Raw genomic sequence first — 26,601 nt, 5'->3', positions numbered from 1 at the left:
TTCATGGTGGGCGATACTGGGTTCGAACCAGTGACCCCTGCCGTGTGAAGGCAGTGCTCTCCCGCTGAGCTAATCGCCCGATGTGTTCTGTGTATGTATCAGATGGCCCAATCGATGTCAAGACTGTTTATCGCCGCTCAAGCCGCACTCACGGCCGATAAAGGACAAGTATTGACGCTGGTGCTGATACTTATTCGTCCTAGTCTGATGCGAAAATTTCCTGATTGGCTGTCACCTTCTGCCTGCCTTCCTCTGTCTGAGCGTCACAGGTCTTCGATCTGCAAACATGTGGCGAGATACACGATGGGCGGATGGAGGCATGTGCTGCGGGGGGGAGGGATGACCTGACGGGACGGGTCTACGCGAACCGGCACCGTCGGCTCTTTGCGCGCTAACATCGTTCTAGATTATACCTATTTCGCCTTGACACGGTCCTTTGGCTGTTGCTATAGTGCGGCGTCTCGAGGGGCTTCCGTTAGCGTCAGCGCAAACAGTTTCTTACCCTGCCAATAGGGGCCCTGCACAAATACCAAGAGGTGTCGTTTTGGAACTGGAACGCGGTCTTATTCAGGTGTATACCGGCAACGGCAAGGGAAAAACCACCGCTTCGCTGGGACTTGCCCTGCGTGCCGTCGGTCGCGAGCTGAAGGTCTGCATGATCCAGTTCATGAAGGGGGGCGGGCCCTACGGTGAGCAGATGGCCGCCGAGAAACTGGCGCCTTTTCTCACCATCATCCAGACCGGGCGTCCCGGCTGGGTGAACAAGGACAACCCGCACCAGGCCGACAAGGATCTTGCTGCAGAGGCGCTCGCCCTGGCTGCGGAGAAGTTGCAGGGAGGGGAGTACGATCTCGTCATTCTCGACGAGGTGAACGGCGCCGTATCCATGGGACTCTTACCGGTGGAAGCGCTGCTTGATCTCATGGCGAAGAAGCCGGAAAAGGTCGAGCTCGTTCTAACCGGCCGTAATGCACATGAGCGCGTCATCGCGGCGGCCGATCTGGTCACCGAGATGTGCGAGATCAAGCACTACTACAAGGCGGGCGTCAACGCGCGCGTCGGCATCGAGAAATAACTTACCATTCAATATACTTGATAGCGGAGGTTTGCCATGGCAGAAAGAAGAGTTCGCGTGTTGGTAGGAAAGCCCGGTCTGGACGGGCACGACAGGGGGGCAAAGATCATCGCCCGTGCCTTCCGTGATGCCGGTTTCGAGGTAATCTACACCGGTCTGCACCAGACCCCGGAGCAGATCGTCTCCGCCGCCATCCAGGAAGACGTTGACTGCGTCGCTCTTTCCATCCTTTCCGGCGCACACAACACCCTGCTTCCCGCGGTGAAAGAGATCCTCGTTGAGAAGGGAGCTGCCGACATCGTGCTCATGGCAGGCGGCGTCATTCCCGAGGATGACATCCCCGGCCTCAAGAAAGCCGGCATCGCCGAAGTCTTCACCCCCGGCACCTCCACCGAGACCATCGTAGGCTGGGTGCGCGACAACATAACGCCCCACGCTTAACGGCCTGAACGGCCGTTCAACGTTCAACGTTCAACGTTACAAACCGAAACCACCATGCGCCGCGTGATTGCCAAACAGGCAGCCCGCGGCGTATCACTTGGTGCACTCTTTGGGTGAGGTTTTGACGCCCAACTAACATTGAATGTCGAACGTCTACTCGCTGTCTTAATGGTAAGCCAGAAAAGCGTCGGCCCCAGCCGGCCAAGCAAATCGAACGTTGAACGCTGAACGTTGAACGTTTTTTGGAGTCCTTATGTCCTTAGCCGAACGTGTGCTCGACGGCGACATCCGTGCCGCCGCGCGTCTGATGCGCGACATCGACGACCGCTTCAAAAGCGCCGTCGAGGAGCTGAAAACCCTCTACCCCCATACCGGCAACGCCTACATCATAGGCATCACCGGTCCTCCGGGGGCGGGGAAGTCGACCCTCGTCGACCAGATCGTCGCGGCCTACCGGAAACGTGACCTCCTGGTAGGCGTAGTCGCCATCGACCCGACCAGCCCCTTCTCGGGAGGCGCCATCCTCGGTGACCGCATCCGCATGAACCGCCACGCCGACGACGCAGGCGTCTTCATCCGCAGCCTCGCCACGCGCGGCGCCTTGGGTGGCCTCTCACGCTCCACCATGGATGTTGCGAACGTCATGGACGCCATGGGGATGGACGTCATCGTCATCGAGACCGTCGGCGTCGGACAGGACGAAGTCGATATTGTCAGCACAGCGCACACCACGGTCGTCGTCATGGTCCCAGGCCTTGGCGATGATATCCAGGCGATCAAGGCGGGCATCCTCGAGATCGGCGACGTCTTCGTCGTGAACAAGGCCGACCGCGACGGCGCCGAGCGTACCGCACGCGAACTCACCACCATGCTCGAGATGAAACACCCAGACGACGACGGCTGGTTTCCCCGTGTCATGAAAACCGAGGGGAGCAGGGGCGTCGGCATCGAGGAACTAGTCGAGGAGTTCGACGCGCACCGCACCTACCTGAAAGAGTCTGGTGCCCTGCAGCGCCTGATCGAGGAGCGAAACGCCAAGGTGTTCGCCGATACACTGAGGGACGAACTCTTCGATAGCGTCATGAGCGCCATCAGTGCGAATGGCACCTACCAGGAGATCCTCACCGGGCTGCGCGACAGGAGTACCGATCCCTACAGCGCGGTGCAGAAAGTCATGGCGGGAAGCGCTTTTACTTGACCGGCCACGGCAAAAGTGTTAATTAACACAGAAATGGGGCCTAAGGCCCCATTAGTCGTTTTCCGGTTGGGAGTAGGCAAGAATGTTACGTAAGCTTCTGGCGTTCGTCGTACTGGCAGTCCTTTTTTCCATCGTTGTATATAACCCCTCCGCTATCTCCTTACCCGGAGCGAACCCCCAAGATCCAGCCAAGGAAGACCTGACCCGCGTGGAGTACCCGAGCCTCGCCAAGGTCGCCTGGCGCGGGCATTTCATACAGCCCAGCGAGACCCTGGAGTCCCTCTTCGGCGAGGACTGGCCCGTCGTGGCGCGCTTTAACCGCATCGACCGGCGTCACGTCTATCCGGGGATGACAATCAAGGTTCCCGTTGATATGGCCGCCGCGCGCAGTTACACCCCGATGCCCGCCGAGTACCCCGAGGCGAAACGCTACGGGAAATACATCCTCATCGACATGACCGAGCAGTGGATGGGCGCCTACGAGAACGGCAAGCTTCGTTTCTCCGCCCCAGCCGCCACCGGCGCGCCCGGGCATGAAACCCCCGTTGGCATCTTCCGCATCGATGCGCGGCATCGCACCCACACCTCCTCCCTGTACAAAACTGAGGACGAAACCGGTCAATATCCGATGGACAACGCGATGCGTTTCCACATCGGTCCCGACAACGCCGCCTACTGGATCCACGCCCGCGATCTACCCGGCAAGCCCGCCTCTCACGGATGCGTAGGTCTCTATGACGAGGCGATGCAGAATCGCGTCTACGGCATTCCGGCCAAGCCGGTGCTTCTCGATTCCGAAAAATTCTACGCCTGGGCCGTCGGCGAGAACGACTATGAAGACGACACCGGCAATCTCGAAGAACTAGAAGACGCCCCCGTAGTCGAAGTCAGAGGCCAAAACCCCGTCTACCGCAAGTAGCCCTTCTTTAGACAACCCTGAGCACCGTGAGGGTGTTCGCCCACGAAGCCCCCACGAGCCCTAGCGTTCCCCCCTTTGCGAAGGGGGGACAGGGGGGATTTGCAGCTCTGTCTTAGTCCAACATCCTCCCGCCCAGAAATTATTCCTCACCCGAAACGCCAGCCCGTCCTAAACCATTCCCACGAAGCACGCACGAGCCCGAGCGTTCAGTGGGGATTTCCCGTCCCACACTCCCCCAACATCCAAAGGACGACAGAGAATGCGGTATACTCTCCAGTGTCCCGGTCACTGAATCAGCCGATCCCCCACTGTCATAACTGGAGCTGCCGTGCAGGAACTGTTCAAGGAATACCTGCAGGTTCACGGTTACTGGGTGCTCTTTCTAGGCACCTTCCTTGAAGGAGAAGCCGTCCTCATCTTCGCGGGCTTTCTCGCCTTCCAGGGATACCTCGACATATACCTGGTCATCCTCTCCGCCCTGGTCGGCTCTTTCCTTGGCGACCAGTTCTACTTCCAGATAGGGCGCCGGAAAGGGGCGCAACTCCTCCGGCTTTTCACCACCATCGCCCGAAAGTTCCGTAAAGCCCTGCGGCTCATCGAGCGTTACGGCACCTTCGTTGCGTTCGTCTCCCGTTACACCTACGGTTTCCGCATCATCCTCCCGATCATCCTGGGCATGACCACCTTTCCCTCGCGTCGCTTTCTGTTTCTAAACCTGCTCTCCGCTCTTACCTGGTCCGTCATCTTCTCGCTTGCCGGCTATCTCTTTGGTAAGACTGCATCCCTCTTCATAGAAGATCTGGAGAGTTACGAGCCGTACCTGATGCTCGTATTAGCCGGTGTCATCGCCTGTTTCTGGTCCAGTCATTTCGTCGTGCACCGTTGGCGCAAGCGGCACGCGCGAGCCCGCCTGAACCGCATCAAGTCCCGCCCCCGACACCCCAGGCCCACCCCCCACCCCCCACGCGCCTGACCCATAGGGACGGAAACCTCAAGACTCACCTCTTTTGGGGAAGCTTGCTGCGACATTAGCTTAAGAGATAGTGTTGCGTTGAAGAACGCTGCTGCCATTGCGTCCCCCCCTTTTGCGAAGGGGGAGCCTGCCCCCCGTAGCCTTGGCGAAGGGGGGACAGGGGGGATTTGCCTCTAGCCGTCCCCGCCTCACATGTCCCAAGCCCTTGCTCAGTCCCACCCGAGCCCCAGCGGTCCACCTTTCAATTGGTGGTAGATTAGGGATGCGTTCGGAGACTTAGGTGACACCTGTTCGGAGACATGGGTTACACACGTGCGGAGACATAGGTTACACCTGCGCGGGGTCCACGCAGCACTGCCCGAACCCTAACGTCCCCCCCTTGGCGAAGGGGGGACAGAGGGGAGTTGCCTCAAGCCCCACCCATGCCCACCGTCGCCAATCCTCAATTGCCAATTGTCAATCACCTCCCTTTTATGGTCTAATGCCCGCCGCGCCCCAACCGGACGCCATTCCGCACAATGAACAAAGGTACCGCATGGATTTGAAGCAAAGAGTTTCCGTCGTCCTGGTAGGGACCCAGAGTCCCGGCAACATAGGCATGGTCTGCCGTGCCATGAAAAACATGGGTCTGGCCGATCTGCGCCTGGTGAACCCCTGCCAGGTAGACCACCTGGACGCGATCAAGTTCGCCGTCTCCGCGCGTAATCTGCTGGAGCGCGCCCGCATTTTCACCTCCCTCGAGGATGCCATCGCCGACTGCGAGTACTCCGTCGCCACGACGCGGCGCCACGGCAAGTACCGCAGCGAGATCAGCACGCCGCCCGAGATCGTAGAGAAGTTCGCCGCCTGCGCCCCGACAAGCCGCCTGGCCCTCGTCTTCGGACGCGAGGACAGCGGGCTCACCACCGACGAGGTGGCACTTTGCCGCTGGCAGTCCACCATCGAGACCGCGGACGAGTTCGGTTCCCTGAACCTCTCCCAGGCCGTGCTCATCTTCTGCTACGAGTTCCTGAAAGGTGTAGCGGCACCTGTCCCGGTAAAGGAAGCCCGTGAACTTGCCGGTTCCGCGTCGCTCGAGCCGATGTACGGCCACATGGAAAAGACCTTCCTGAGGATCGGTTACTTGAACCCGCAGAACCCGGACCACATGATGCGCACCATGCGGCGCATCTTCTCCCGCGCCGAACTCGACGAGCGCGAGGTCGCTTCGCTGCGCGGTCTTCTTTCCCAGATCGACTGGGCCTGCGCCGAGTTCAAGGGAAAGAAGGGAAACGCTGACTAAGCCTTCGTTGCGTCCCCGCCCCCGGAGGGGGAGGGACAGGGAGGGGGAGCGCAGCGGCTCGATCAGCCTGTCCTCTTCCCTAGCTCGTGTAGGCTAACGGGAATTCGGTGAACGCGAAGTGCAGGTACCCACGAAGCGCTGCACGAGCCCCGGCGTCCCCCCCTTTGCGAAGGGGGGGGCAGGGGGGATTTGCCTTGCGCCATCCTCAAGATGATTGCTGTTGGTTAGAGCGAATTAAAGTTTCCCCCCACACGGCCGATGCAAGATAGGTGTGCATCGTGCCGGGGATAACGACCAGAGAGGGAACCACCGTGAAAGTGTTGCTTACCAACGACGACGGCGTCCACGCCCCCGGGCTCGCCGCACTTGCCAGGAGGATGGGCGAGGTAGCCGAGGTGGTCGTCGTCGCCCCGGACCGTGAACAAAGCGCCGTCTCGCACGCGCTCACGCTGCACCATCCCTTAAGGGCCGCCCGCATCGCCGACAACATCTTCTCGGTGGAGGGGACGCCGACCGACTGCGTCAACCTGGGCATCCACAACCTCCTCTCCTTCAGGCCCGACCTCGTCATCTCCGGCATCAACCGCGGCGCCAACATAGGCGACGATGTCACCTATTCCGGCACCGTGGCCGCCGCACTGGAAGCCACCCTCATGGGGATCCCCGCCATCGCGGTGTCCCTCGTTACGCGCGGCGCGGGCGACAACTACGACGCAGCAGCCTCCTTCGCCGCCCGCCTCGCCCAGTCCGTAGCCGAACGCGGCCTGCCGCGCGACACCTACCTGAACGTCAACGTCCCCGATGTCCCCGCCGAAGCGCTCCTCCCCGCGCTGGTCACCCGCCAGGGTAGACGGAGCTACGAAGGGACCATCGTGGACAAGGTCGATCCGCGCGGCAGGAACTACTACTGGATCGGCACCGTTGATCTCAGTTTCCAGGACGTACCCGGCACCGATTATCACGCCGTTTCTCGCGGGCACATTTCCGTCTCACCGCTGCAGATCGACTTCACCAACCACGCTGCAATTGGCCAGCTGGAGGCGTGGGAATTGCCGTGATGCTGGACTTTTAGCACGCCATTTGCTATATTTCCCCGTTGCTAAAGATCGGGGGTGGAATGAATTCAGCTGTAGCACGCAAGAGGATGGTCGCAGAGCTGGTGAAACGCGGCATAACCGACCAGCGAGTGATCAACGTCATGCTCGAGTTGCCGAGGCACATCTTCGTCGAAGAGGCGATGTCGGCCCAGGCCTACAGCGACGGGTCACTCCCGATCGGAGAGAAACAGACCATATCGCAGCCCTACATCGTGGCGCGCATGACCGAGCTTTTGGCGCTCACCGGGCGCGAGAAGGTGCTTGAACTAGGCACCGGGTCCGGCTACCAGGCCGCCGTGCTGGCGACCCTCGCCGATCGCGTTTGCACCGTGGAAAGGATCCGGCCCCTGGCGCTGAAGGCCCGCAAGGCCCTCGACAGCCTGAGGCTTTTGAACGTAAACCTGAAGATCGGCGACGGCACCGAAGGGTGGCCCGAGGAAGCACCGTTCGACGCCATCCTCGTCACCGCCGGCGCACCGTTTCTTCCTGAGTGCCTCATCGAGCAGCTCGCACCGGGCGGACGCCTGGTGATTCCGGTCGGCGACCGCGTTGATCAGAAACTGTTGGTAGTAAGAAAAGGGATAGACGGTAGCGTGACCCGTGAAGAGGCAGACGACTGCAGATTCGTGAGACTGATCGGGAAAAACGGCTGGAGCGACGAAGCGTAGGCAGGACCTGTACATACACCTAACCCTTGCCAAAGGAGTCTTGCATGGAAAACGACGAACTGTTGGAGGAGAAGGAACCTCTCTTTCTTGACGGCGAGCAGGACCCCGACGCGGTAGAACTTGAACGGGTCGAGGAAGAGGCGGACGAAGAGGCCGAGGTAGAAGAAGAGGAGATCAAGGCCGTCGAGGTGGAACATTTCGATGACGCCATCAAGCTCTACCTGCGCGAGATCCAGAAGACCAAGCTGCTCACCGCCGACGAGGAGAAGGAACTGGCGGCGCGCATCGATCTTGGAGACAAGGCCGCCCGCGACCGGATGATCGTCTCCAACCTTCGCCTCGTGGTGAAGATCGCCAAGCGCTACATAAACCGCGGGCTTCCCTTCCTCGACCTGATCGAAGAGGGGAACATGGGTCTCATCAAGGCGGTGGAGCGCTTCAAGCTCTCCAAGGAGTGCCGCTTCTCCACCTACGCCACCTGGTGGATCAGGCAGTCCATCGAGCGTGCCCTAGTGAACCAGTCCCGCACCATCCGCCTCCCCGTGCACGTCTCCGACGACATCAACAAGATGCTCAGGGTGACCCGCGAGCTGGTGCAGAAGATGAACCGCGAGCCCTCGGTGAAGGAAGTCGCCGACGCCCTAGAGGTGAACGTCACCTACGTGCGCCGTCTCATGGTGCTTCTGAAAAAGACCTACTCGATCGAGCGTCCCATGGGGGAGAACAACGACTACTTCCTCATCGACACCATCGAGGACACCTCGACCATCTCCCCCGCGGTGCTGCTTGAGGACCTGAACAAGTACGAGCTGGTATCCCAGTGGTTCGAGACCCTTTCCGACGCCGAGAAGAAGATCCTGACCCTTCGTTTCGGCCTCGACGACAAGGACCCGCAGACACTAGACACCATCGGGCGCAGCTTCGGCGTGACCCGCGAGAGGATCCGCCAAATCGAGGCGAAGTCCCTCGAGAAACTCAGAAAAATTGTGGAAGCCACCGACATAATGGGGCGCAGTGCTACTAATGGAAAATAAGGAGCGGCCGTTGGACATGGAAGATCTTAAAAGCATCATCAGGAACATCCCGGACTTCCCCAAGAAGGGGATCCTCTTCAAGGACATCACCACGCTTTTAGGAGACGCCAAGTCGTTTCAGCGCATGGTAGACCTCATGTCGCACCGTTACGTCGGGCAGAAGATCGACAAGGTAGTCGGAGTTGAGGCTCGCGGCTTCATCATCGGCGCGGCCCTCGCGTACAAGCTGGGTGCCGGCATCGTGCTCGTTAGAAAGCCCGGTAAGCTTCCCTCCACCACCGTCAAGAAGACCTACGACCTCGAGTACGGCACCGACACCCTCGAGATCCACACCGACGCCTTCAACAAGGGTGACCGCGTGCTGATCGCCGACGATCTTTTGGCCACCGGTGGTACCATGGCCGCCGTCGTCGACATGATCACCAGCATGGACGTAGAGCTCGTCGAATGCTGCTTCATGGCCGAGCTTGAGTTCCTCGAAGGGCGGAAGAAACTGCCCGAAGACAAGGTCTTCTCGCTGCTCAAGTTTTAACAAAACATCTTGCAAAACAGATGGTGCTGTTGTATAAAGTCCGTCTGACTTGTCCCCGTAGCTCAGCCGGATAGAGCACTTCCCTCCTAAGGAAGGGGTCGGACGTTCGAATCGTCTCGGGGACGCCATACGCAAAAAACGCTAGCTAAGTGTGCAGAAAAGCTGGCGTTTTAAAATCAAAACCCCTTGAAATAATGTCACTGTGTCACTTACTGGACACATCGATGCATTTCAAGGGGTTTTTTTATGTCTCCGTACCTCATTCAGCGCGGCAAAAAATACAGCTATCGTCGGCGCATCCCGCAAGACCTTCTATTTTGCTACCACACCCCCCAAATTCGTATTTCATTGCGGACTAACAGCAAGCGAGTGGCCGACCGCATCGCCGGACAGATTGACGACCGCATAGATAAGGCGTTTGCTGACATCCGCCTTTTGAAGCTCACATGGAGCGAGTCGCGGGCCTTGGTCGCGTCTGCGGTGGAGTACAGCGGCCAGAGCAAGGGCGAACCGACTCTTAGGTCTATGGCAGAGGAGTACGAGCAAAGCAAGGGCGGCGGCTGGGATGCGAAAGGACGTCAGGAATACTGGCGGGCCTACCAGATGTTTGAAGGGGCCATAGGTGACAAGGTCGTGAGGCTTATCGACCGCTCTCTTGTCATCAAAATCCGCGAGCACATCAGCGCCACCGGTTGCGCTCCCCGCACCGTTAACAAATACCTTCAAAGACTCTCATCGATTCTGCGCTACTCTGTCGCGGCTGGCATCATCCAAAACAACCCATGCGTAGAAGTGAAATATGAGGTGCCCAAGGCCGAGATAAACAGCAATAGCTACAAGCCATATACCGATGATGAAGTCAGATGGATTTTAGAAGAGATGCTGCAGCACCCAGGCGGCAAACGGTGGCGCTCCTACATGTACTGGCTTCCTTTGATTGGCTGCTTCACCGGGGCAAGGTCCGGGGACATTTGCGACCTGGTCAAAGAGGATTTCGTCGATAGGGGAGGGGTGCGGTGTGTGATGATGGACAATCACAAAACCGGGGCGAGCGCGAGGCCGGTCCCTATCCATAGCCAGTTGTTAGAGCTAGGGCTACTGGAATATGTTGACTCGCTGCCGGACGGGGCAAAGTTGTTCGATGTGCCGCGCCATCGAGCTAACGGAGAGTACGACTATAAATGGTACATGCGGGAGCTTCGGAAGAAGATTTTGGACCCGTGCAAAGTGTTTCATTCTTGGCGCAGCACGTTGAGCACCAGGCTGAATGACGCCGGGGTGACTGCAACGCACAGAGCTGACATCGTAGGACACGAGAGGAGGACCGACACGGAGACAGATAAGACCTATACCAGCCTAACCGAGGTTCTAGCCCTGAAAGAGGACATCGAGAAGTTGGTGTATCCTGTGGACTGGAACAAGGTGAAAATAGGTCGTTCTGTATAGTTTAAACGCCTATTTTTATTATCTTTTTTTGGTAATTTACGGTATGCTTTATTTATGTTTTTCGATGATAGTTACAAGGAGGTGCGGCCATAGGAAGAATACCTAGAGTCTACGCGACGCTCCAGCACTGCAATCCTGTCTATGTCGAAATGACAAGGGACGAAATCATATTCGAGCTAGCCGAGCAATACGCAGAGTCCAAAAACCCTAGCGTTGAAGAGATGGAAGCCTTCAATAGGCGGGCCGAGGATGCTGTAACTCTGATAGTCACAGCTGTTCCGCATTACATCCGGCCTTGCAAGTCGGCACGGGAGATGATGCTGCTTGAGATGTGCGGCCCCGGCGACGGAAGGCCCCGGCAATAGAATAGCCGAGGCCAACCACAGGACGGGGAGGGATTAGGAGTATGGAGCGGGCGGCTGCGGGGGCTCTGCGTCCTGACGCTTCTGGCGGCGGCTGCGACGCTGGCGGGTGTGGACGTGCACCACGGTGCGGGGCTCGTGGTCGTTTGTTATGTTAACCGGAACCCCAAATGACCCGGAATAAGCGACAACGAGCATTATAGAACAGAGCTGCGCGAGGAATGCCCACGCGCCAAGGTGGTCGATGCCGAACACTAGTAATGCATCATTCAGCGACGGCCAAATCATGCAGGCGAACGTCAACACGCACGACCCGATGGACAACAGCACAAGGAACACAACCATATCCACACCTCCCAAAAGAAAATCCCACTTGTCCATTAGAACAAGTGAGATTTCCCATCGAAAGCAGCGGAAAATTAGCACGTTTTGGTATGACTTGTCAAGTAAATCGTGAAGGTTAGCCCCCTGTGCCTGCGTTGTTGATGATGGTCATCCCTTCGACTTGTGCCGGTGTGGAGTCAGAAACCGGACTCTGAAGGGACGCGATGGCTCTGTCAGCCTACTGCGTTGCGTACGTCATCGCCGCTGCATCGAGTGCCTGGCCGAGCCTCGCCGCGTGACCGGCATTGTCAACCCTCCACCAGGAGCACATCCCCATCCTTGGCTTGCTGTCTTAATTGCTCAGACTCCATGTCTCACCCTCCTGTATGTGCTCAACGACCATCAAGATAGCATAAGTTGTTGGGATATAAGGGGTCGAATTGCGATGAGGCTGTATCAGTCACCACAACAATTGACTTATCCCTGTTCAGTAATACGAAGTATTTATTTACTTGCTCGCTCAAATTTGGACTCTGTTGCGGCCGCTTAGAGAAGTATGTTATTGCGAGCTCCGCTACCACGTTACAATAATTGATACATTGCCACGACCTATCAAAAGGCCATGCAGGGTTGCTAGAGTCCTGTTGGAGCACTTCGATAAGACTTTAAAGGCCGAACAAAGAGTAAATGAAAGGAGGTCGATTGGGTCGCGTCAACAAATCTCACAGGAAATGATTCAGTGATTCCTTTTTTTGATAGTCTCCTCTAGACTTGACAAAAATCTTTTAATTTTGTAGGTTGGCGGCTTAAAATGTTGTGATTATGGGATTCTATGAAGGAGGGCGCAGGTGAAGAAATTTGTCACTGACCGTAACATCTGCACCCAGTTCGTTACTTCGACTATCGCCAATGCCACATGGGAACCGCATCAACAAGCGGAAATGAAAAACTCGAGGCCTTCACCAAATGCGGTCAAGGAGTACATAGAAGGTGTCAAGGAAGAGATTGCTCAGCAGGTTGCACCTGTAGACATCTGTGCACGCATTCTTACCGGCGAACAGCCAATGCCAGCGTTCATGGAGCCTTTGAACGTTGAAGAAAGATATTACTGGTTAGGGAATATCTTTACCAGTCTGATTCCCAGAGCTACCAAGAGGGAGCTAGCTGCATATTTTACCCCACCTCTCATTGCCAAGTACACCATAACCAGGGCTAAACAACTTGGCTGCGAACTCGCTTCCTCTCGAATCATCGACCCCGCCTCCGGTGGGGCCGCTTTCTTAACGCCTCTGTCTGCCGCATTGATAGAAGATTTGAGAGCCCAAGGGAAGGCTGATGCCGAAATTGGTATTCATCTTTTGACCCATCTCTCTGGCGTCGAAATCGATAACAGCCTTGCTAAATTGTCAGGTATCATTCTCAATGATTACATTTCCTTGCAACTTCCTACTTTTAAAAAGGATATGTCAGGAGTGATTCTGAATGAAGATTCTTTGAGAGTAGTTGGGCAAGATAGCCAATACGATGTGGTCGTAAGCAACCCTCCTTATGGAAAGATACTGAACCCTGACGCCGATATCTTAGAGAAATTTGCTGACTCTTTGACGGACAGACAAGTCAACAAATACGCCCTCTTCATACGGCTGTCTATCGACTGGGCAAAGAAGGGCGGTTTTATAGCCCTCGTTATCCCCACCAGTTTTTTCGCGGGTCCTTCGTTTGCGAACCTCCGAAAATCAATTCTTGAGGATGCCGATGTTTTGGCAATTGATTTGATTGATGAAAGAGATGGCCTTTTCGTGGACGTTCTCCAGGACGCCTGCGTTCTTTTTTTGCGAAAAAAGGACGGAAAGGACCCCAAAAGTATTCCTAGCTGCAGGTATCTGAATAATGATGGTACATATCAGGAATTGGGGACTATCGACGTTCCATCCACCCCCTCGGACCGCGCATGGGTTCTACCATGTGAGTCCTCTCCCAATCTATTAACCCAGGGTTTTTTCTCGGATTCATTCGCAAGACTTGCAGACTACGGGTATGGAGCCAGAGCTGGTTATTTCGTGTGGAACCGACAAAAGGAACGATGCAGAGAAGGCGATAGCCCTGACAGCAATGAATACCCACTTGTATGGGCTCACTGTGTCAAGCCGAATCAGCCGTGCAGGCTCTCAACCCACAGACTTCATGGTCAAGCACACCTGATGTCTTTAGTGAGGTTTGATGAGCCCAGCCAATCGCTCATCAACAGCCCGGCGGTCATTCTGCAAAGGACTACCAATCGGCGGCAGGCCAGGAGGCTCATAGCTGGGTACATACCTCAAAGCATGCTTGACGAGTTCAGGTCCTTTATAAGTGAGAACCACACGATTGTTGTTTATCCACTTCCAGGAGTCGAACAAAGCCTCGGGTATGAGGCGATGTGTCGGCTCCTCAATAGTAAGCCCGTTGACAACAGATATCGTCAGATATCAGGCACAGTGAGTATTTCGGTAAAGCTACTTAAAGATTTGCCATTGCCATCACCCTCCCTTGTCAGAGAGTGGTTGAGCGGCAATATCGACACCAATGAAATGGATGATTTCATAGAAGAATCCTACCGCAGGACTGCAATGACAAAAAAATGACCTGCTACGAGTTGCCCATCGATTTCCCGTTCAGACACGTCTCCGACCCCAACTCCATTGTTCATTTGAACGATGTTGCTAGGGGCCTCTTAGAGCTATTTTGTCTCTGCATGGAAACAGATGAATCTACTGCTGTTCTTACCTGGCCTTCTCGAGTCGAAAATGTTGCGGTACTTCATGCGCTGTCTCAATTAATCCAAATAGCAGCTGAAACTAACGCTCCTGATACACGTGAGGTCTTTTCATTTTGCTCTTACTTTTGGCCATGGAAACAAAACACCGATATTGCGCAGAAGCGAATCCTTGTAGACCGAAAGGAGTTTGTTGAGGGCAATTTAAGATGCTTGAACGGCTGTTTTGATTCGAAGAAAGACCTGAATTTCGAATTTCATATGGCCCTGAATCGGGTGAAGGATTTAAACCCCGAAGCGCACATCAAGCAAACCTTTGGAGGGGGCCACCACTCTATTCTTCCGAGACACCCAGAACTTACCCACCCCACATTATACGAGATAACCCCCCAAGCGACGTTCCAGCCCGGATTTGTTAAACATCTCCCCCTAGCCAATCAGGGGTTCCTCAAGCGAGCCCAAAGGTATATCAGTGCTTCCCTCACGGATGGGCCACTGCTGCAAATTGAATCTGCCATTTTTTTCATGCTGGGGATTCCAAGTAGCTACAGAAAGCGGGACCTAACACGAGGAGATTTGTTTTCCGCACGCAGGCCCGATGTGGTGCTCTTGGACCTATACAACCCATATAGCCGCATCGGAAAAGATTGGCAAAAGCAGCTTGCGGAACTCCTTTCTGCTCTGACAAAGGCTTTCTCGGGGCATGAACGCGGGACCCCACCTCTCTTGGCTCTCACTGAAGACCCCACTATTTTCAACAGACTCCACCTCAAAACACTTGCCGACTATGAGGAACAGCGTCGGCAGAAACGGCATGTATCCCAGTATTCTTTCCTTAATGTAGTGCAAAGTATCTTTGACGACAAAGAGAAAGTGGCCGATGGCAGTCCCATTCCCTCGGTCATGGTGGCTCCCTTTGCTGAGGAAATGGCGGATGTCTTTACCGCTGGCCAAGAACTCAGAAACAAAGTCAAAGACTTAGGTTCTGAGGAACTTGCGGACCAAATTGATGCCCTGAACCAGACTGTACGAAATGCCGTAAATCTGCCTGGTGGTTTTGACGATTATATGAACTTCCTCGAAGAGTATTGCGACCAATCTGGCCGTGACGTCAAAACGGTAGCAATTAAACCCGTCGAAGAGTGGACAAAAACCAAAGAGCTCGTGGAAATGGCTGAGGCTGGCGCAGAAAGGTTTGAAGCGGAGACCTTTCTAAAAAACACTCGTACCATTATTGATGGTTTGAAAAAATCAACCCCCCTTCAGTCACGGCTCGAAGTGGTTTATCAAAAGCTCTTATCACACCCTGAGATTAGCCATGCTGTGGTTTTTCCAAGTAAGCCAGTGAAGGCTTTTGCGGAGTGGATGATAGCTAACCGGTTAAAACACATAACTAACGGGAATGGCAATGGCGACGCCAAACTGGTTCTGTTTGATGCCAGACAAGCGCTTGATTTATCAACGACCCTCTTGACGGAAACTAAGAAGGTCTATTTTGTTTTGCCTCGGCAAAAATACCTATCGCCATTGATTGCGCAGACGGTGATGCCTCCTGACATCACCTTTCTCTGTGATGCCGGGACCGTCTTGTCTCTCATTCATTACGTAGGCATTCTTGAGAAGGTTCCCGGACTGGGGGTAATCAAACCACGACTACTTGCAATGCGTGAAGCTTTAGAAAGAGCTGCAGGAAGCCGAATCTCATTGCTAGGTGAGTTAGATGAAGTGAAGATGATTGCCAATGCCTTCATCTACAACCTACGCGAGATTGAACATGGCCAGTTTCAGGGGCATCCTGTGATAATCGTAACCGATGACAGTGCCCAAGTTTCCGCCTATGAGGGGTCTGAAATTCTGCTCTACCAGGAAGAGAATGACCTCCAGCCTTTTTCCAAGGTGCAGGTTTCGCAACTTAAAAGTGGCGACAGATTTTTTGTCATAACTTCTGAATTTCTAGATGCTGCTTCGGACAAAATCAACATCACCGCTATGGCTTCTGAAACGCTGAAGGCATACCACGCTAGAGTCGTTGAGAAAGTGCGCGGAATCCGAGGCAGTATGCGGGAGAAGGCTGAAGCCATTCAGCGCCGGATGCAATGCGATGCGCGCGGGGCCGATATCGGAGAAGGTGAAAATGTCGGCAATATTGTCAGGTGGATTAATGTTGAGGGACTGCTTGAAATGCCCCGAGACCTCGTAAAACCGAATGCGCCTAAAATTAGGAAGGTTTTCAAGCTCTTTATGAAAGCACTTGGGGTGTCTGACGGTGAGATTGATTGGTATTGGGCTGCCGCCATACAAAGCACACGAAAGGTTCGCATCCGTGCGGGTCTTGACAGGAACAGGGTTTTCTACAAGCTCCTCCTGGACCCGGCATCAGTTAAGCAGTTTTTCCATGGGGACGAAACAGACCTGCTGAATCTGATAGATATCGCCTGCAGAAATGTATTTACCGTAGCTTACATTATCAGGGAGCATGAAAATGGAAATACGGAACATTAAGGGCAAAGATTTCGTTGAGGCAAAGGAAGCGCTAACCGACAGCCTATTGAATCTGACGTACAGATTTGTTTCTGGGCAGGGCGCTGATGGCGAAATTGTATATGGAACAAAGCCTAGCAGGAAGTTCGTGTCAGGTTTCCTGCTGCCAGCGATGAGTGAGAGCGGTACAGACGACGAAACCAGTGACATTCATATCAGCAATTTAGGCATGGATTTACAGGTCAGCAATCCAGCATCCGGTGATATGGGGGTGGAGGTTTCTTTCGCCGTCTACATCAGGGTCCTACCCACTTGGGAAGAAATTGAAAAATACCAGCTAAAGCCCACCTTCCAGCTCCGTTCGACAGTGCAAAGGGAGATACGCGATGCAATCAGGAATCGTACTGATGCCCTTCTCGCGGAGGAGCAGGGCAAGCCAGAGGACCAACGCCGCAAAAAAGCGCTTCTTCGAGTTGTTGCCAGTGAGGAGATATACCGCCAGCGGGGCATTATCATAAACGGTCAGGACGGCATCTCTGAATTGGACCAAGATGACGAAGCCGCTGGAGAACAAGACAAGACTGCTCCTGAGGAGGAAGAATCGAGCCGGCCTGCTGTGATAACAGCTGGCACTGATGTCGTCCTGCCTGATGGTCTTGCCCAGCCTACAGACATCCCTCAAAAATGGCGTAGATTTTCCGTCGTATCTGAGCAGGTAACTTTACCACTCGCAGCACCAGCGGCGGAAATTGACAGTCTATTGCGGGATTTCGAGTTGCGGCTTTGGACTAATATCGCTCAGAAGGTGAGGGTGTGGCTCGCCTCTCAGGAGGGCCTAGAGTGGGCATACAGAGAACAGATGATAGCGCCATCCCAAATCGGAAACCAAGCTGCCTGGGATGCGTTACTGGTTTTAGTGAGGCAGACCGCACCAGATATTTCGGCTTTGTTGCCTCCCTTGGACAAGCTGCGTTTGGTCCTTGACCGGACTCCTGACTTCTCTGACTCCTCGGTTCTCAACGTCAGGGTGTCATTTGAAAACCAAAATAATGCGCCAGCCCGAAATAGGTACCTGTGCCACGATGCAGCGGTTCACCAAGTGCAGGTGGTTGTGGCCGTTCCTGTTGCGGTTCACAAACGCTTGAAATTGGCGAGGATTCAACCATCATTCCGCTTCCGAAACTTTATGACCTATCCGGCCTTGGGCATTAATTGCGGTGTTGAGGTGGGGGCGGGAAACACTGAGAACGTCTTGCTGAGGACAACTTGGCTCCCGAGATACATTCTCCCCCGAATCACCCCGAGGGCGATTTTGGGGATTCCGTGGAAATACCAAGAACTATGCGACGTTTCAACGAATATCGACGAATTGTGTCGCATCACAGATGAATACGCAGAGTGGATTCTCCAGCAAAAGAAAGTGAATCCGGCACAATACGAAACCGACGTGCGCAAGCGTCATGAGGAAACTGAAGAATATAAAACCGCTCTGGAAGCCTTCGAGAGGGAATGTTCTTTGGTCCGTCGGGGGATAGACCTGCTGAAGGAATCTCAGGTGGCGTTCAGACAGGACCCATCTTGCAGAAAAGCAATCCCCTACAGGTCTTGGGTGCTATTGAACAAGACCATGTTCACTGCAGGGGTGGACAAGGGGGTTGAAGGTTGGCGTCTTTTTCAGGAAGCCTTTATAATTGCGCATATTCCGACGATAGCCTCAAGAATGGAGGAATTTCGAGCTTGGCAGGACCACACGCTGGATGAGGAAATGGCTTCGCTTCTTTATTTCTCCACTGGCGGCGGTAAATCTGAGGCTTTTTACGGGCTCCTTATTTTCAACCTGTTTTTCGACCGTTTACGTGGGAAACACCGTGGGATTACCTCACTTATCCGGTATCCCTTGCGTCTCTTGACCCTGCAGCAGGCTCAACGGCTTTTTGGACTGCTTGCATATGCGGAGAAAATAAAATACGAAGAAAAAATAAAAGGTGCCCCTTTCGAAATCGGATTCTGGGTGGGGAAAGCAAATACACCAAACAGAAATACCCCGGAGGATATCAAAGGAATTCTCAAAATTGGCGAAAAAATGCCTGCCGAAGGAACATCTGATAGAGTTTCTTACGACCTTGCCAACGACGCATTCAATAAAGTCCCGATTTGCCCATACTGCAATAGAGGGCCTACCGAGTTGAGATACTATCCTGACCGGGATAACAGGGTCGGCATAATATGCGCTCAGGATGACTGCAATTGGAACCGGATGAATGGTAGCATTACGCCACTGCCGTTTCTGCTTACCGACCAAGATATCTACGCTCATGCCCCTGCCATAGTTCTTGGAACCATCGACAAGCTTGCCCTGATTGGCCAACACGATTCCACCATCAATAAAATAGTTGGTATGTTGGGCCTAGCCCGATTCGTTGATTCCACTGGCAGGCTCAGTAGTCCACGAAGTCGTAGGGACCTCCAAGCCGCTCTCGAAAATCCGGAGCTGACTCGTGTTGCCCCGGCTTTTGAAGATGGAGATGAGTTATTTTCTGACCCGTTTCCGTCGCTGATGATTCAGGACGAGGCGCACCTCCTCGAAGAAAGCCTCGGTACCTTCGCCGGTCTTTTTGAAACAGCCTTCGAGCAACTGCTAATTGGCCTTTCACCTTTACTTGGCTCCAGGGTCGTGAAAGGGGAAAACGGTAAACCGAGGATGCCGAAAGTGATTGCTGCTACGGCGACCATTTCTACTCCAAAACGTCAAATCGAAGCACTATATCAACGGCAGCACCTGCAGTTCCCATATCCCGGCACTTCTCTTTACGAAAGCTTTTATGCGCACCCCCAAGAGGCTCCGAACCCCCACCGTCAGCATACGGTTGAGGTTGCACCTTCAGACCAGAGGGAACAGGTTTCGGAATTTCATGCACCATGGGCGAGGGTATATGCCTCAATAATGACCAATGGCAGACTGCACACCGTCACCACGGTAAATGTCCTGAGCGCTTACCACACGATGATTTCGAAATTATGGCGGCTTGTCCAAGATGATGCGCCAGCGGCGGTCGAGCTTCTTAAGGCAGCTCTCTCCGACTCTCCAGTAAGGGTGTACCACGAAGCCGTTCTTGACGCGCTGGCAGTTGATGCGGAGGCGTTGTTAAGTCTGGTCGACTTGTTTCGAATATCACTCACCTACGTTACAAACAAAAAAGGCGGCGACCAGGTTATAGACGCTCTGTCTGGAGAAGCACCAAAACTTCATATTGCTGCAGGCTTACCTCCAGCCAATATTAAAACTGAACTTATTTCTGGCGGAGTAGATGTCAAGACCATTCAAAATATCATGCGGGTTGCTAGTGATTCGGTCACCCCTGATAAGTTGCACGATTCCCTCCGGAACATCGTCGCTACATCTGCTATCTCCCATGGGGTTGACGTTGACAAGTTTAACGCCATGTTCTTTGCCGGTACCCCTACAGACATAGCTGAATATATTCAGGCGTCATCGAGGGTGGGTAGGACCCACGTCGGATTTAGCCTCCTTATACCGGTCCCCCAGCGGCGGCGCGACCGGTATATAGTCGAGGTACACGATATCTTCCATCGCTTCCTTGAGCGAATGATTGCTCCGGCTGCGATAGAAAGGTGGGCTGACAATGCGCTCAAGAGGGTAATTCCGAGCTTTTTCCAAACGTGGCTGGTTGGGTGTGAAGAACAGAGGATTTTTGTCAAGGCAGCAGACAAGACAGCTGTTTCCCCTATTGATAACACTCATGAGGTGAAAAAGCTCATCAGGGACATGACGTTTGCACAGTTCTTAACTGCTGCTGGAGACTTCGCCGTAAAGGCCGTAGGCGTCACCGGCAGGGGGCATGGCTGTATTGGACAGCCGAACCACCGAGAGCATTATAACGGTTTGATTCGTACCGAGATTAACGGTCTGGCAACCGAATTTGATGAACGTTCCGATACCCTGACTGCCCTTGACAAGTTCTGGCCTGGGTCTCGTGTTGCAAGAAGGCCGATGACCTCGTTACGAGATATCGATGAAGCAGGGGTAATCATGGCGGGCAAGTATCTTCCCGAGCGAGCACAGAAAGGTATCTTGAAAAGACCAGCAATAGACAGCGCGATACTGATTGCGACGAGGGATGTAAGGAAGCAAACCGCAGTGTTTTCTGAAATGGACAATGAAGGAGACGCATAGCTATGTCTGAAAAAGGACCAATCATAAGTCGTTCTAAAGTTCAATTAGCATTGAGCTATGCTCCGGGGTCCTTGTTCACCTTTGAGGGGGGGAAGGGGTGTTTTCTTTCCGTCCCAATACTCACTAATGCTTATAACTCCAATATTGTTACCGTCGTTGCCCAGCAGATTGAAGAGCAGATGCGAGAGATTATCTCGAACTGGTTTCAAGCCGGGATGAGAACCCGTGATGCTTCAGGTCCTCCAGTTTATCCGAGGCAGGTTCTCGACCGTGCAGCTTTTCTCGATTTTCGTGAAGAGCCCGCCTTCGATATGAGCCAGTTTATCCTATTGGAGCCAACGCAGATTGGCTACTATCCGGACCCCTTGAACTTTGTTTGTGCTGATTGTGGCCTCTTGCATAAATATTCTGACGTAGACGTTTATGCGAGAAGTAATGAGGAGCAGAAGAACCGCACTGATTGTAAGAAAACTGGCGGGAAGCATCGATGGGTTCAGCTAGACGTAGTTTTTGCCCACTGGAGCGGGAACTATGAGCCTTTGTTCCCAGAACGGCCTTGTCAATGCGGCAATAATGAATTTTATCTTATTAAATCAAATACCGGTGTCTTTTCAGACTGGCATTTTAAGTGTAGCAAGGAAGGATGTCCATCCACGCAGGAACTGACCCGACGTGACCCGAAGACAAAGGAGTTGCTGGAGGAGAAAATCCGGCAGGGGACGGTGCACCAGCCGAAAGAAATGCTGATGCTGCCAGTTTCATACCGGGCATCGTCGCTTTACTATGTGCAGACCGACAGATTTATTCCGTATCCTGATGCCGCCATTTTTGAACTATTGCGTCCGGACAAGCAAGACGATTTGGCTGGCGAACTCATGACCATTTACAACTATCCACAGCGGCCAGCATCCGACGATGAGATGAAGGCCGCCCTGGAGAATGCCGGCCAGGGCGGGGCTTATGTGGTTTATGCAGGAATGAAGACCATGAAAGCCGCTGCTCCAGCGGACGTGGCATCACATTTCCAGGAACAGCTTGACAAAATGGTTGAGGATTGGAGGCAAAAAGGATGGTTAGAACGAGGGGTTGCTATTCCCGATGAGCTGTCAGCCAGGGTGCGGGAACGACAAGACTATACTCGCAGATTCGACCCTATCCGCCTTGGAATTGAGCATTCGCGCCTTCAGGAAAAGAAACTTCAAACTGCCGGGGGCATACGCAAACAGATTTTCGACTTATTGAACCCTCCTCCAGATGTCGCTCCTGAAGGTACATCCAAGCAAGAGGTAAAGGAGGTGTACCAGGAGAGATTGAGGACGGTGTTGGGGCAGCTTGGCGTTAGCAAATTCCTAATGCTTCGGGAACTTGACCTAGTCCAGTACTCATACGGATACACAAGGGTTTCGCCAACTCCAACCACCGAACAGAAAGGCTTGCAAATGCCGGTCTGTCTACGTTCGTTCGAACCGGTCGCGAGAGGGCAGCGACCGTTATACGTCTTGCACCAGAAGAACGAGGCCTTTTACGTCCAGCTCGATGAGGCAATGGTCTTAACGTGGCTAGGAGCGAACCAGTTGCCGGGACTACACCTAGCCAACGGGAGGAAGTTCGGGGCAAGTTACATCGAACAATATTTCGATTTTGGTCCATATCTGGACGACTACAAGAGTCAGGAGGCCGATGTCGCAAGGACAATCTGCAACATGACGTATATGCTACTCCACACGATGGCCCACCAGTTTATCGTCACCATTTCAGAATTCTCGGGACTGGAGCAGGGTTCGTTTGGTGAATATCTGTTTCCTGCTGATTTGGCATTTATCGTTTACAGAAGCGGGATGACTCCGGACCTAGGCAATCTATCGTCCATGTGGCGTAACTTCAACGTGACCGTGTTGGAACAGCTGTTGTCTGCGAATAAGCTGCAGTGTAGTTCGGGCTCTCTTTGTGACCATCGAGGGGGAGCTTGTCCCGGCTGTATCATGCTACCAGAGACTACTTGCATAGCAGGGAACCAGCTATTGTCTCGTAGTGCTTTGAAAAATGGCCCTGCCCCCCGATGGTCCCTTCAAAGAGAGGACTTGGTCGGTTATTTCACATTTACGACGGCATGAAAGAAGGCACCATAGAAAAATTCTTCGAACTGATATGGCCTTATCCTGCCTCTGCGGGGAATGTAGTCCGGGTATTGGCAAAATCCGGACATAACGCAGTGTCTGCCCAGTTTATTGAACGGTCCGCAGATTTGGGCATGCATGAAGCTGTGCGTATTCCGCATATTCTGAACTCAATGGCAGCCGTCGGGATGATTGACGAAACTGGACCAGGATGGTGGGTGGCGACTGTCGAACCTCAAGACTTATTGGCTCTTGCTCAACAATTGACTGGGGCGGCAATTTACCAGCGTGTACATAAAGACAAAGACGAAGTCCAAGTCGTATTGACCCTGCCTGAAGAACCAAGCATGCTGTGCGACGTATTACCCGAGCAGGGCCCCTACTGCGTGAGGCTTGGTGTGACCGATTCGGTTTTTTCCATCATAGCTCGGGAGGCGAATCATCGGCTCGTTATTGTGACCCCATTTATTGACAAGGTCGGCGCTGAATGGATAGTAGGCATGTTCAAGCTGACTGACGGTAAACGCGTAGAGCGAATCTTGATACTTCGTGACTATCACGCGGCCAAGTTGTCACTGACCGAAGTTGCAGGTGAACTGGACCGTTTGCAGGTGCGATTGCTTGACTACAACCTTCGTCATGAAGGGCGACGTATCCCTTTTGAAACATTTCATGCAAAGTTGGTTCTAGGGGATGACACCCAAGCCTACATTGGCTCTGCCAATATGCTGGCATCTTCCCTGGCAGTTGCACTAGAAGCAGGGGTGCTGGTAAAAGGTGATAGTGTGTTGGACATCAAAAGACTTGTCGATTCCATGATTACCGTTTCGAAAAAGGTTTCATAGACAACAAAGGATGTAGACATCGCTGCATATAAGATATGATTTAGCTATTTTTGCAGAGATGGTAATGTGGAGTCATGAATGCAAATGGATAAACTAAAAGAACTTCTTCCTAACACTCATTGGGTCTTGGTCGATGACCTGTCTAACGTAATTGACGCATTAACTGGCTACGCAAAAACTGGATGTTCATTCAAACAACATCCTAATACAATAAAATTTTATAATTCGTATATAGATTTTGCATTATCTGTGTACATCGACAAGTTCAGACAACTTTATGCTGCACTCGCTCAAAGTCTTTTAGACGAAAATTACCTTGTTTATTCAATGTGTGGCCGTTCCATTATAGAAAACGCTGCAACCTTTAGGTATTATGCCCGGAACAAAGGTTTCAGTGAGCTATTCTCTTCCAAGTGCGATGATGGGTACAGTGAAGCAACTCTTAAAAACTTAATTAATTTATTAGATAAATTGGTTAGGGGTAATAGATTTTCTTGGGATGCATTTATGGAGGGAAGGTTTACCGAGCTGACTAATCAGGCGGGACAAGAACATCCTTCCCAAACAAACGTAATGACATGTATTGAACACTGGTGTAAGGAGTCTAAGAATCTACAATCATTGTACAATCTCCTGTGTGATTTGGTTCATCCGAACTTGGGGAACAACTTTTTGGTAATGAAGAGCTATTCTGGAGAACTCGTGGCGGGAGGGGATAAAGGGGAAAATGTCTCCATGTTCATCATTTGTCCTACCCTTGCTGGCATAGTAGGGACCTATAAGGAGATTCAAGAATCATTCCTCATGTTTGAAAGAAACAAATTACCTGCCAATTCGTTTGTTTATCCTGCTATTGGCACAGTCACCACCTTTACTAACAAGTAAATTGACCCCCAGGGAAACAGATGATAGGGACAAGCAAATAAAGACGAGGTTTAATGATGGCTGAGCTTAATGATAAAGTTGCCCTCAATTTTCTGGAAATCATAAACCAGCAGTTTCAGGTGAGTTGCTATCTGAAAAAGGTGGTAGACCTTGACCAGCCATCTCCGTATCCGAACGTCAAGAGATATAACTTACCTGGAAATTTAAACAATCCGGACACTAAGTTCGCGCCGTACTTTATTTCTGATACTGTCATTGAGGGGTTCGAGTCAGTGACCATCAGCTCGTCTGTCAACAATATCCTGACCCTTCACAAGTTGTTTGAGAGCCTGGTGCGAAAATGCAGGCAGGTATTACGAGAAGGCACCGATTTCACGGTCAATGACAGCTTCAAAAAGAGAGTAGACTTCATAATCTCGGTATCTGACCTCGGCAACGAGGTGATATGGTTGGAACCTTATTATCTGAACGCCTCCCAAAAATTCGGGTTCCTGATTGGCTTCCATTTCAACAAAGCTGAGGGACAACCGTTCAACAAGGCTGTTCAGCAGAAAAGCCTCAGCCTAGGGCCGGACGGCAGGGAAAATATCAACTTCTACGCCGATATTTATAAAAAATTGCAACTGTTCATAGGCTATTACAAACCAAGGTTATTCCCGCTTGAGGAGGGAACCGACCTGAGAACCACGTTCGGGGAACTTACCAGCAAGCACCTGGAAGCCAAGAAATACATTTTCAACAACAACCGGGTAGAAACCTCTCAGTTCCAGGGCATCAAGAAACATGGCCCTCTCATCAGGATGGCCGATAACAGCCTCATTTGTTTCATGTACCGGCCTGAAGACAAACCATTCTCCTACGAACTGTTCCATGCCTTGAAAGGCGACAAGTTTGGCACCTTTCCCGGCATGGAGGCAATGTTCTCCTTCTCTCTGGGGAGGGAGCACGTCACCGGTCTTCCTTTGGCAGATTATTCCCCGGAAACCATAGCTGCCGCCATTACCCAATTGAAAGAGATTGCAGGTGACCGGCCTACGTTACCCCTATTGCTCATCCCATGGTCAAGAATGGAGTGTACACCTGAAGAAAATGATGCCTACTATCGTATCAAGCATCAGTTCCTGTCAAAAGGGTTGCCCACACAGTTCGTCAGCCTCCAGAGGATGCGGGCAAGGGACGGCCTCAAGTGGTCAATCTCCAATATCGGGCTTGGGGCATTCAGCAAGCTCGGTGGTCTTCCATGGAAGCTGCAACCCCGCCATGAAAAATGCCTGATTATTGGTATTGGTCAGGCCCACAGAAAACAGGACGATGGCACCATATCGCGGTACTTCGCCTACTCTGTCCTGACCGACTCCAGTGGCCTGTACGACAGCATCAAAATCCTTTCGAAGTCAGAACAGCAGGACACCTATCTGAACGGCCTCACAGAGAACATCAAGGGTGTCATCAACAGCATGGCTGCTAAATACGATAAGTTCGTTATACATACACCGTTTAAGCTCAGGTCTGAGGAGGTTGAAGCGCTGAAGGCGGGGTTGGTGAATGTTGGCGGGAAAGAAATCGTCGTAATAAAATTCAACGAGCACAGTAAATATTTCGGATTTGCCCTCGAAAATAACAGCAAAGTACCGTTCGAAAGCTCATGCGTTCCGCTGGGGCGGCGGCAATACCTCGTCTGGTTCGAAGGTCTGCAGTACCACAACCCAACCGTCCGCCACCGTATTGCCAGACCAATGAATGTTGAGTTTATTCACTTCAGCGCTGAGGAATTAAGCAGCAGTGACGAAATTAGCTATCTGCAAGATGCCATAAACCTATCGGGAGCCAACTGGCGCGGATTTAACGCCAAAACGTCTCCGGTATCGGTTTATTACGCCAAGATAATCGCTGACTATATCGGCCATTTCGACAAGCTTGGCCTCCCAGAGATAGATATTGAAAACATGCCGCCGTGGTTCCTATAGAAGGA

Annotated in this window: 18 protein-coding genes and 2 tRNA genes; 19 read left to right on the top strand and 1 reads right to left on the bottom strand. The window is 52.9% G+C overall.

Going from position 1 to position 26,601, the window contains the following annotated elements; genetic code table 11:
* Nucleotides 1-4: 4 nt before the first annotated feature.
* Nucleotides 5-79: transfer RNA gene (locus E8K79_RS04480), tRNA-Val, on the bottom strand.
* Between the two features lie 465 nt (nucleotides 80-544).
* Here E8K79_RS04480 and cobO point away from each other — a divergent pair.
* The 19 genes from cobO (at nucleotide 545) to E8K79_RS04380 (ending at nucleotide 26,596) form a co-directional block, all read left to right on the top strand.
* Nucleotides 545-1,075 (top strand): cob(I)yrinic acid a,c-diamide adenosyltransferase, encoded by a 531-nt coding sequence (gene cobO, locus E8K79_RS04475; RefSeq protein WP_136513654.1) that lies wholly within the window; start codon nucleotides 545-547, stop codon nucleotides 1,073-1,075.
* Between the two features lie 36 nt (nucleotides 1,076-1,111).
* Nucleotides 1,112-1,516, top strand: coding sequence for a cobalamin B12-binding domain-containing protein (locus E8K79_RS04470; RefSeq protein ID WP_136513653.1), 405 nt, complete (start codon nucleotides 1,112-1,114; stop codon nucleotides 1,514-1,516).
* Between the two features lie 253 nt (nucleotides 1,517-1,769).
* Nucleotides 1,770-2,714 carry a methylmalonyl Co-A mutase-associated GTPase MeaB gene (meaB, locus tag E8K79_RS04465; RefSeq protein WP_136513652.1) on the top strand — a complete coding sequence of 315 codons (945 nt, stop codon included), beginning with the start codon at nucleotides 1,770-1,772 and terminating at the stop codon, nucleotides 2,712-2,714.
* Between the two features lie 82 nt (nucleotides 2,715-2,796).
* The gene (locus E8K79_RS04460; protein WP_135871559.1) at nucleotides 2,797-3,633 is read left to right on the top strand and encodes a L,D-transpeptidase; all 837 of its coding nucleotides are present in this window, start codon (nucleotides 2,797-2,799) and stop codon (nucleotides 3,631-3,633) included.
* 328 nt (nucleotides 3,634-3,961) lie between these two features.
* Nucleotides 3,962-4,606 carry a DedA family protein gene (locus tag E8K79_RS04455; RefSeq protein WP_136513651.1) on the top strand — a complete coding sequence of 215 codons (645 nt, stop codon included), beginning with the start codon at nucleotides 3,962-3,964 and terminating at the stop codon, nucleotides 4,604-4,606.
* 535 nt (nucleotides 4,607-5,141) lie between these two features.
* Nucleotides 5,142-5,888, top strand: a complete 747-nt coding sequence (locus E8K79_RS04450) for an RNA methyltransferase (RefSeq protein WP_136513650.1) — start codon at nucleotides 5,142-5,144, stop codon at nucleotides 5,886-5,888.
* Between the two features lie 311 nt (nucleotides 5,889-6,199).
* Nucleotides 6,200-6,946 (top strand): 5'/3'-nucleotidase SurE, encoded by a 747-nt coding sequence (gene surE / locus E8K79_RS04445; protein WP_135871565.1) that lies wholly within the window; start codon nucleotides 6,200-6,202, stop codon nucleotides 6,944-6,946.
* 59 nt (nucleotides 6,947-7,005) lie between these two features.
* Entirely contained in the window at nucleotides 7,006-7,653 is a 648-nt protein-coding gene (locus E8K79_RS04440) for a protein-L-isoaspartate(D-aspartate) O-methyltransferase (RefSeq protein WP_135871566.1), read from the top strand.
* A gap of 44 nt (nucleotides 7,654-7,697) precedes the next feature.
* Complete coding sequence (locus tag E8K79_RS04435; RefSeq protein WP_135871568.1) at nucleotides 7,698-8,687, top strand: sigma-70 family RNA polymerase sigma factor; 990 nt, start codon at nucleotides 7,698-7,700, stop codon at nucleotides 8,685-8,687.
* A gap of 16 nt (nucleotides 8,688-8,703) precedes the next feature.
* Complete coding sequence (locus E8K79_RS04430) at nucleotides 8,704-9,219, top strand: adenine phosphoribosyltransferase (protein WP_136513649.1); 516 nt, start codon at nucleotides 8,704-8,706, stop codon at nucleotides 9,217-9,219.
* 51 nt (nucleotides 9,220-9,270) lie between these two features.
* Nucleotides 9,271-9,347, top strand: a tRNA-Arg gene (locus E8K79_RS04425).
* Nucleotides 9,348-9,465: 118 nt separating this feature from the next.
* Nucleotides 9,466-10,665 carry a DUF6538 domain-containing protein gene (locus tag E8K79_RS04420; protein ID WP_136513648.1) on the top strand — a complete coding sequence of 400 codons (1,200 nt, stop codon included), beginning with the start codon at nucleotides 9,466-9,468 and terminating at the stop codon, nucleotides 10,663-10,665.
* Nucleotides 10,666-12,199: 1,534 nt separating this feature from the next.
* Nucleotides 12,200-13,975, top strand: a complete 1,776-nt coding sequence (locus tag E8K79_RS04410; RefSeq protein ID WP_136513646.1) for an HsdM family class I SAM-dependent methyltransferase — start codon at nucleotides 12,200-12,202, stop codon at nucleotides 13,973-13,975.
* 110 nt (nucleotides 13,976-14,085) lie between these two features.
* On the top strand, nucleotides 14,086-16,608 hold the full coding sequence (locus tag E8K79_RS04405; RefSeq protein WP_136513645.1) for a hypothetical protein: 2,523 nt from the start codon (nucleotides 14,086-14,088) through the stop codon (nucleotides 16,606-16,608).
* Nucleotides 16,589-20,782 (top strand): DEAD/DEAH box helicase, encoded by a 4,194-nt coding sequence (locus tag E8K79_RS04400; RefSeq protein WP_162604593.1) that lies wholly within the window; start codon nucleotides 16,589-16,591, stop codon nucleotides 20,780-20,782. Before E8K79_RS04405 ends, E8K79_RS04400 begins: the two co-directional genes overlap by 20 nt.
* Before the next feature lie 2 nt (nucleotides 20,783-20,784).
* The gene (locus E8K79_RS04395; RefSeq protein ID WP_136513643.1) at nucleotides 20,785-22,896 is read left to right on the top strand and encodes a hypothetical protein; all 2,112 of its coding nucleotides are present in this window, start codon (nucleotides 20,785-20,787) and stop codon (nucleotides 22,894-22,896) included.
* Nucleotides 22,893-23,744 (top strand): phospholipase D-like domain-containing protein, encoded by an 852-nt coding sequence (locus E8K79_RS04390; RefSeq protein WP_162604592.1) that lies wholly within the window; start codon nucleotides 22,893-22,895, stop codon nucleotides 23,742-23,744. The genes E8K79_RS04395 and E8K79_RS04390 overlap by 4 nt, the downstream gene beginning before the upstream one ends.
* A 78-nt stretch (nucleotides 23,745-23,822) precedes the next feature.
* Nucleotides 23,823-24,629, top strand: a complete 807-nt coding sequence (locus tag E8K79_RS04385) for a hypothetical protein (RefSeq protein ID WP_136513641.1) — start codon at nucleotides 23,823-23,825, stop codon at nucleotides 24,627-24,629.
* Between the two features lie 53 nt (nucleotides 24,630-24,682).
* The gene (locus tag E8K79_RS04380; RefSeq protein WP_136513640.1) at nucleotides 24,683-26,596 is read left to right on the top strand and encodes a Piwi domain-containing protein; all 1,914 of its coding nucleotides are present in this window, start codon (nucleotides 24,683-24,685) and stop codon (nucleotides 26,594-26,596) included.
* Nucleotides 26,597-26,601: the final 5 nt, after the last annotated feature.

The organism is Geomonas edaphica, assembly GCF_004917075.1.
Lineage (GTDB): Bacteria > Desulfobacterota > Desulfuromonadia > Geobacterales > Geobacteraceae > Geomonas > Geomonas edaphica.
Note: the sequence above shows the minus strand (reverse complement) of the source record. Positions and strands in the feature narration are given on the sequence as shown.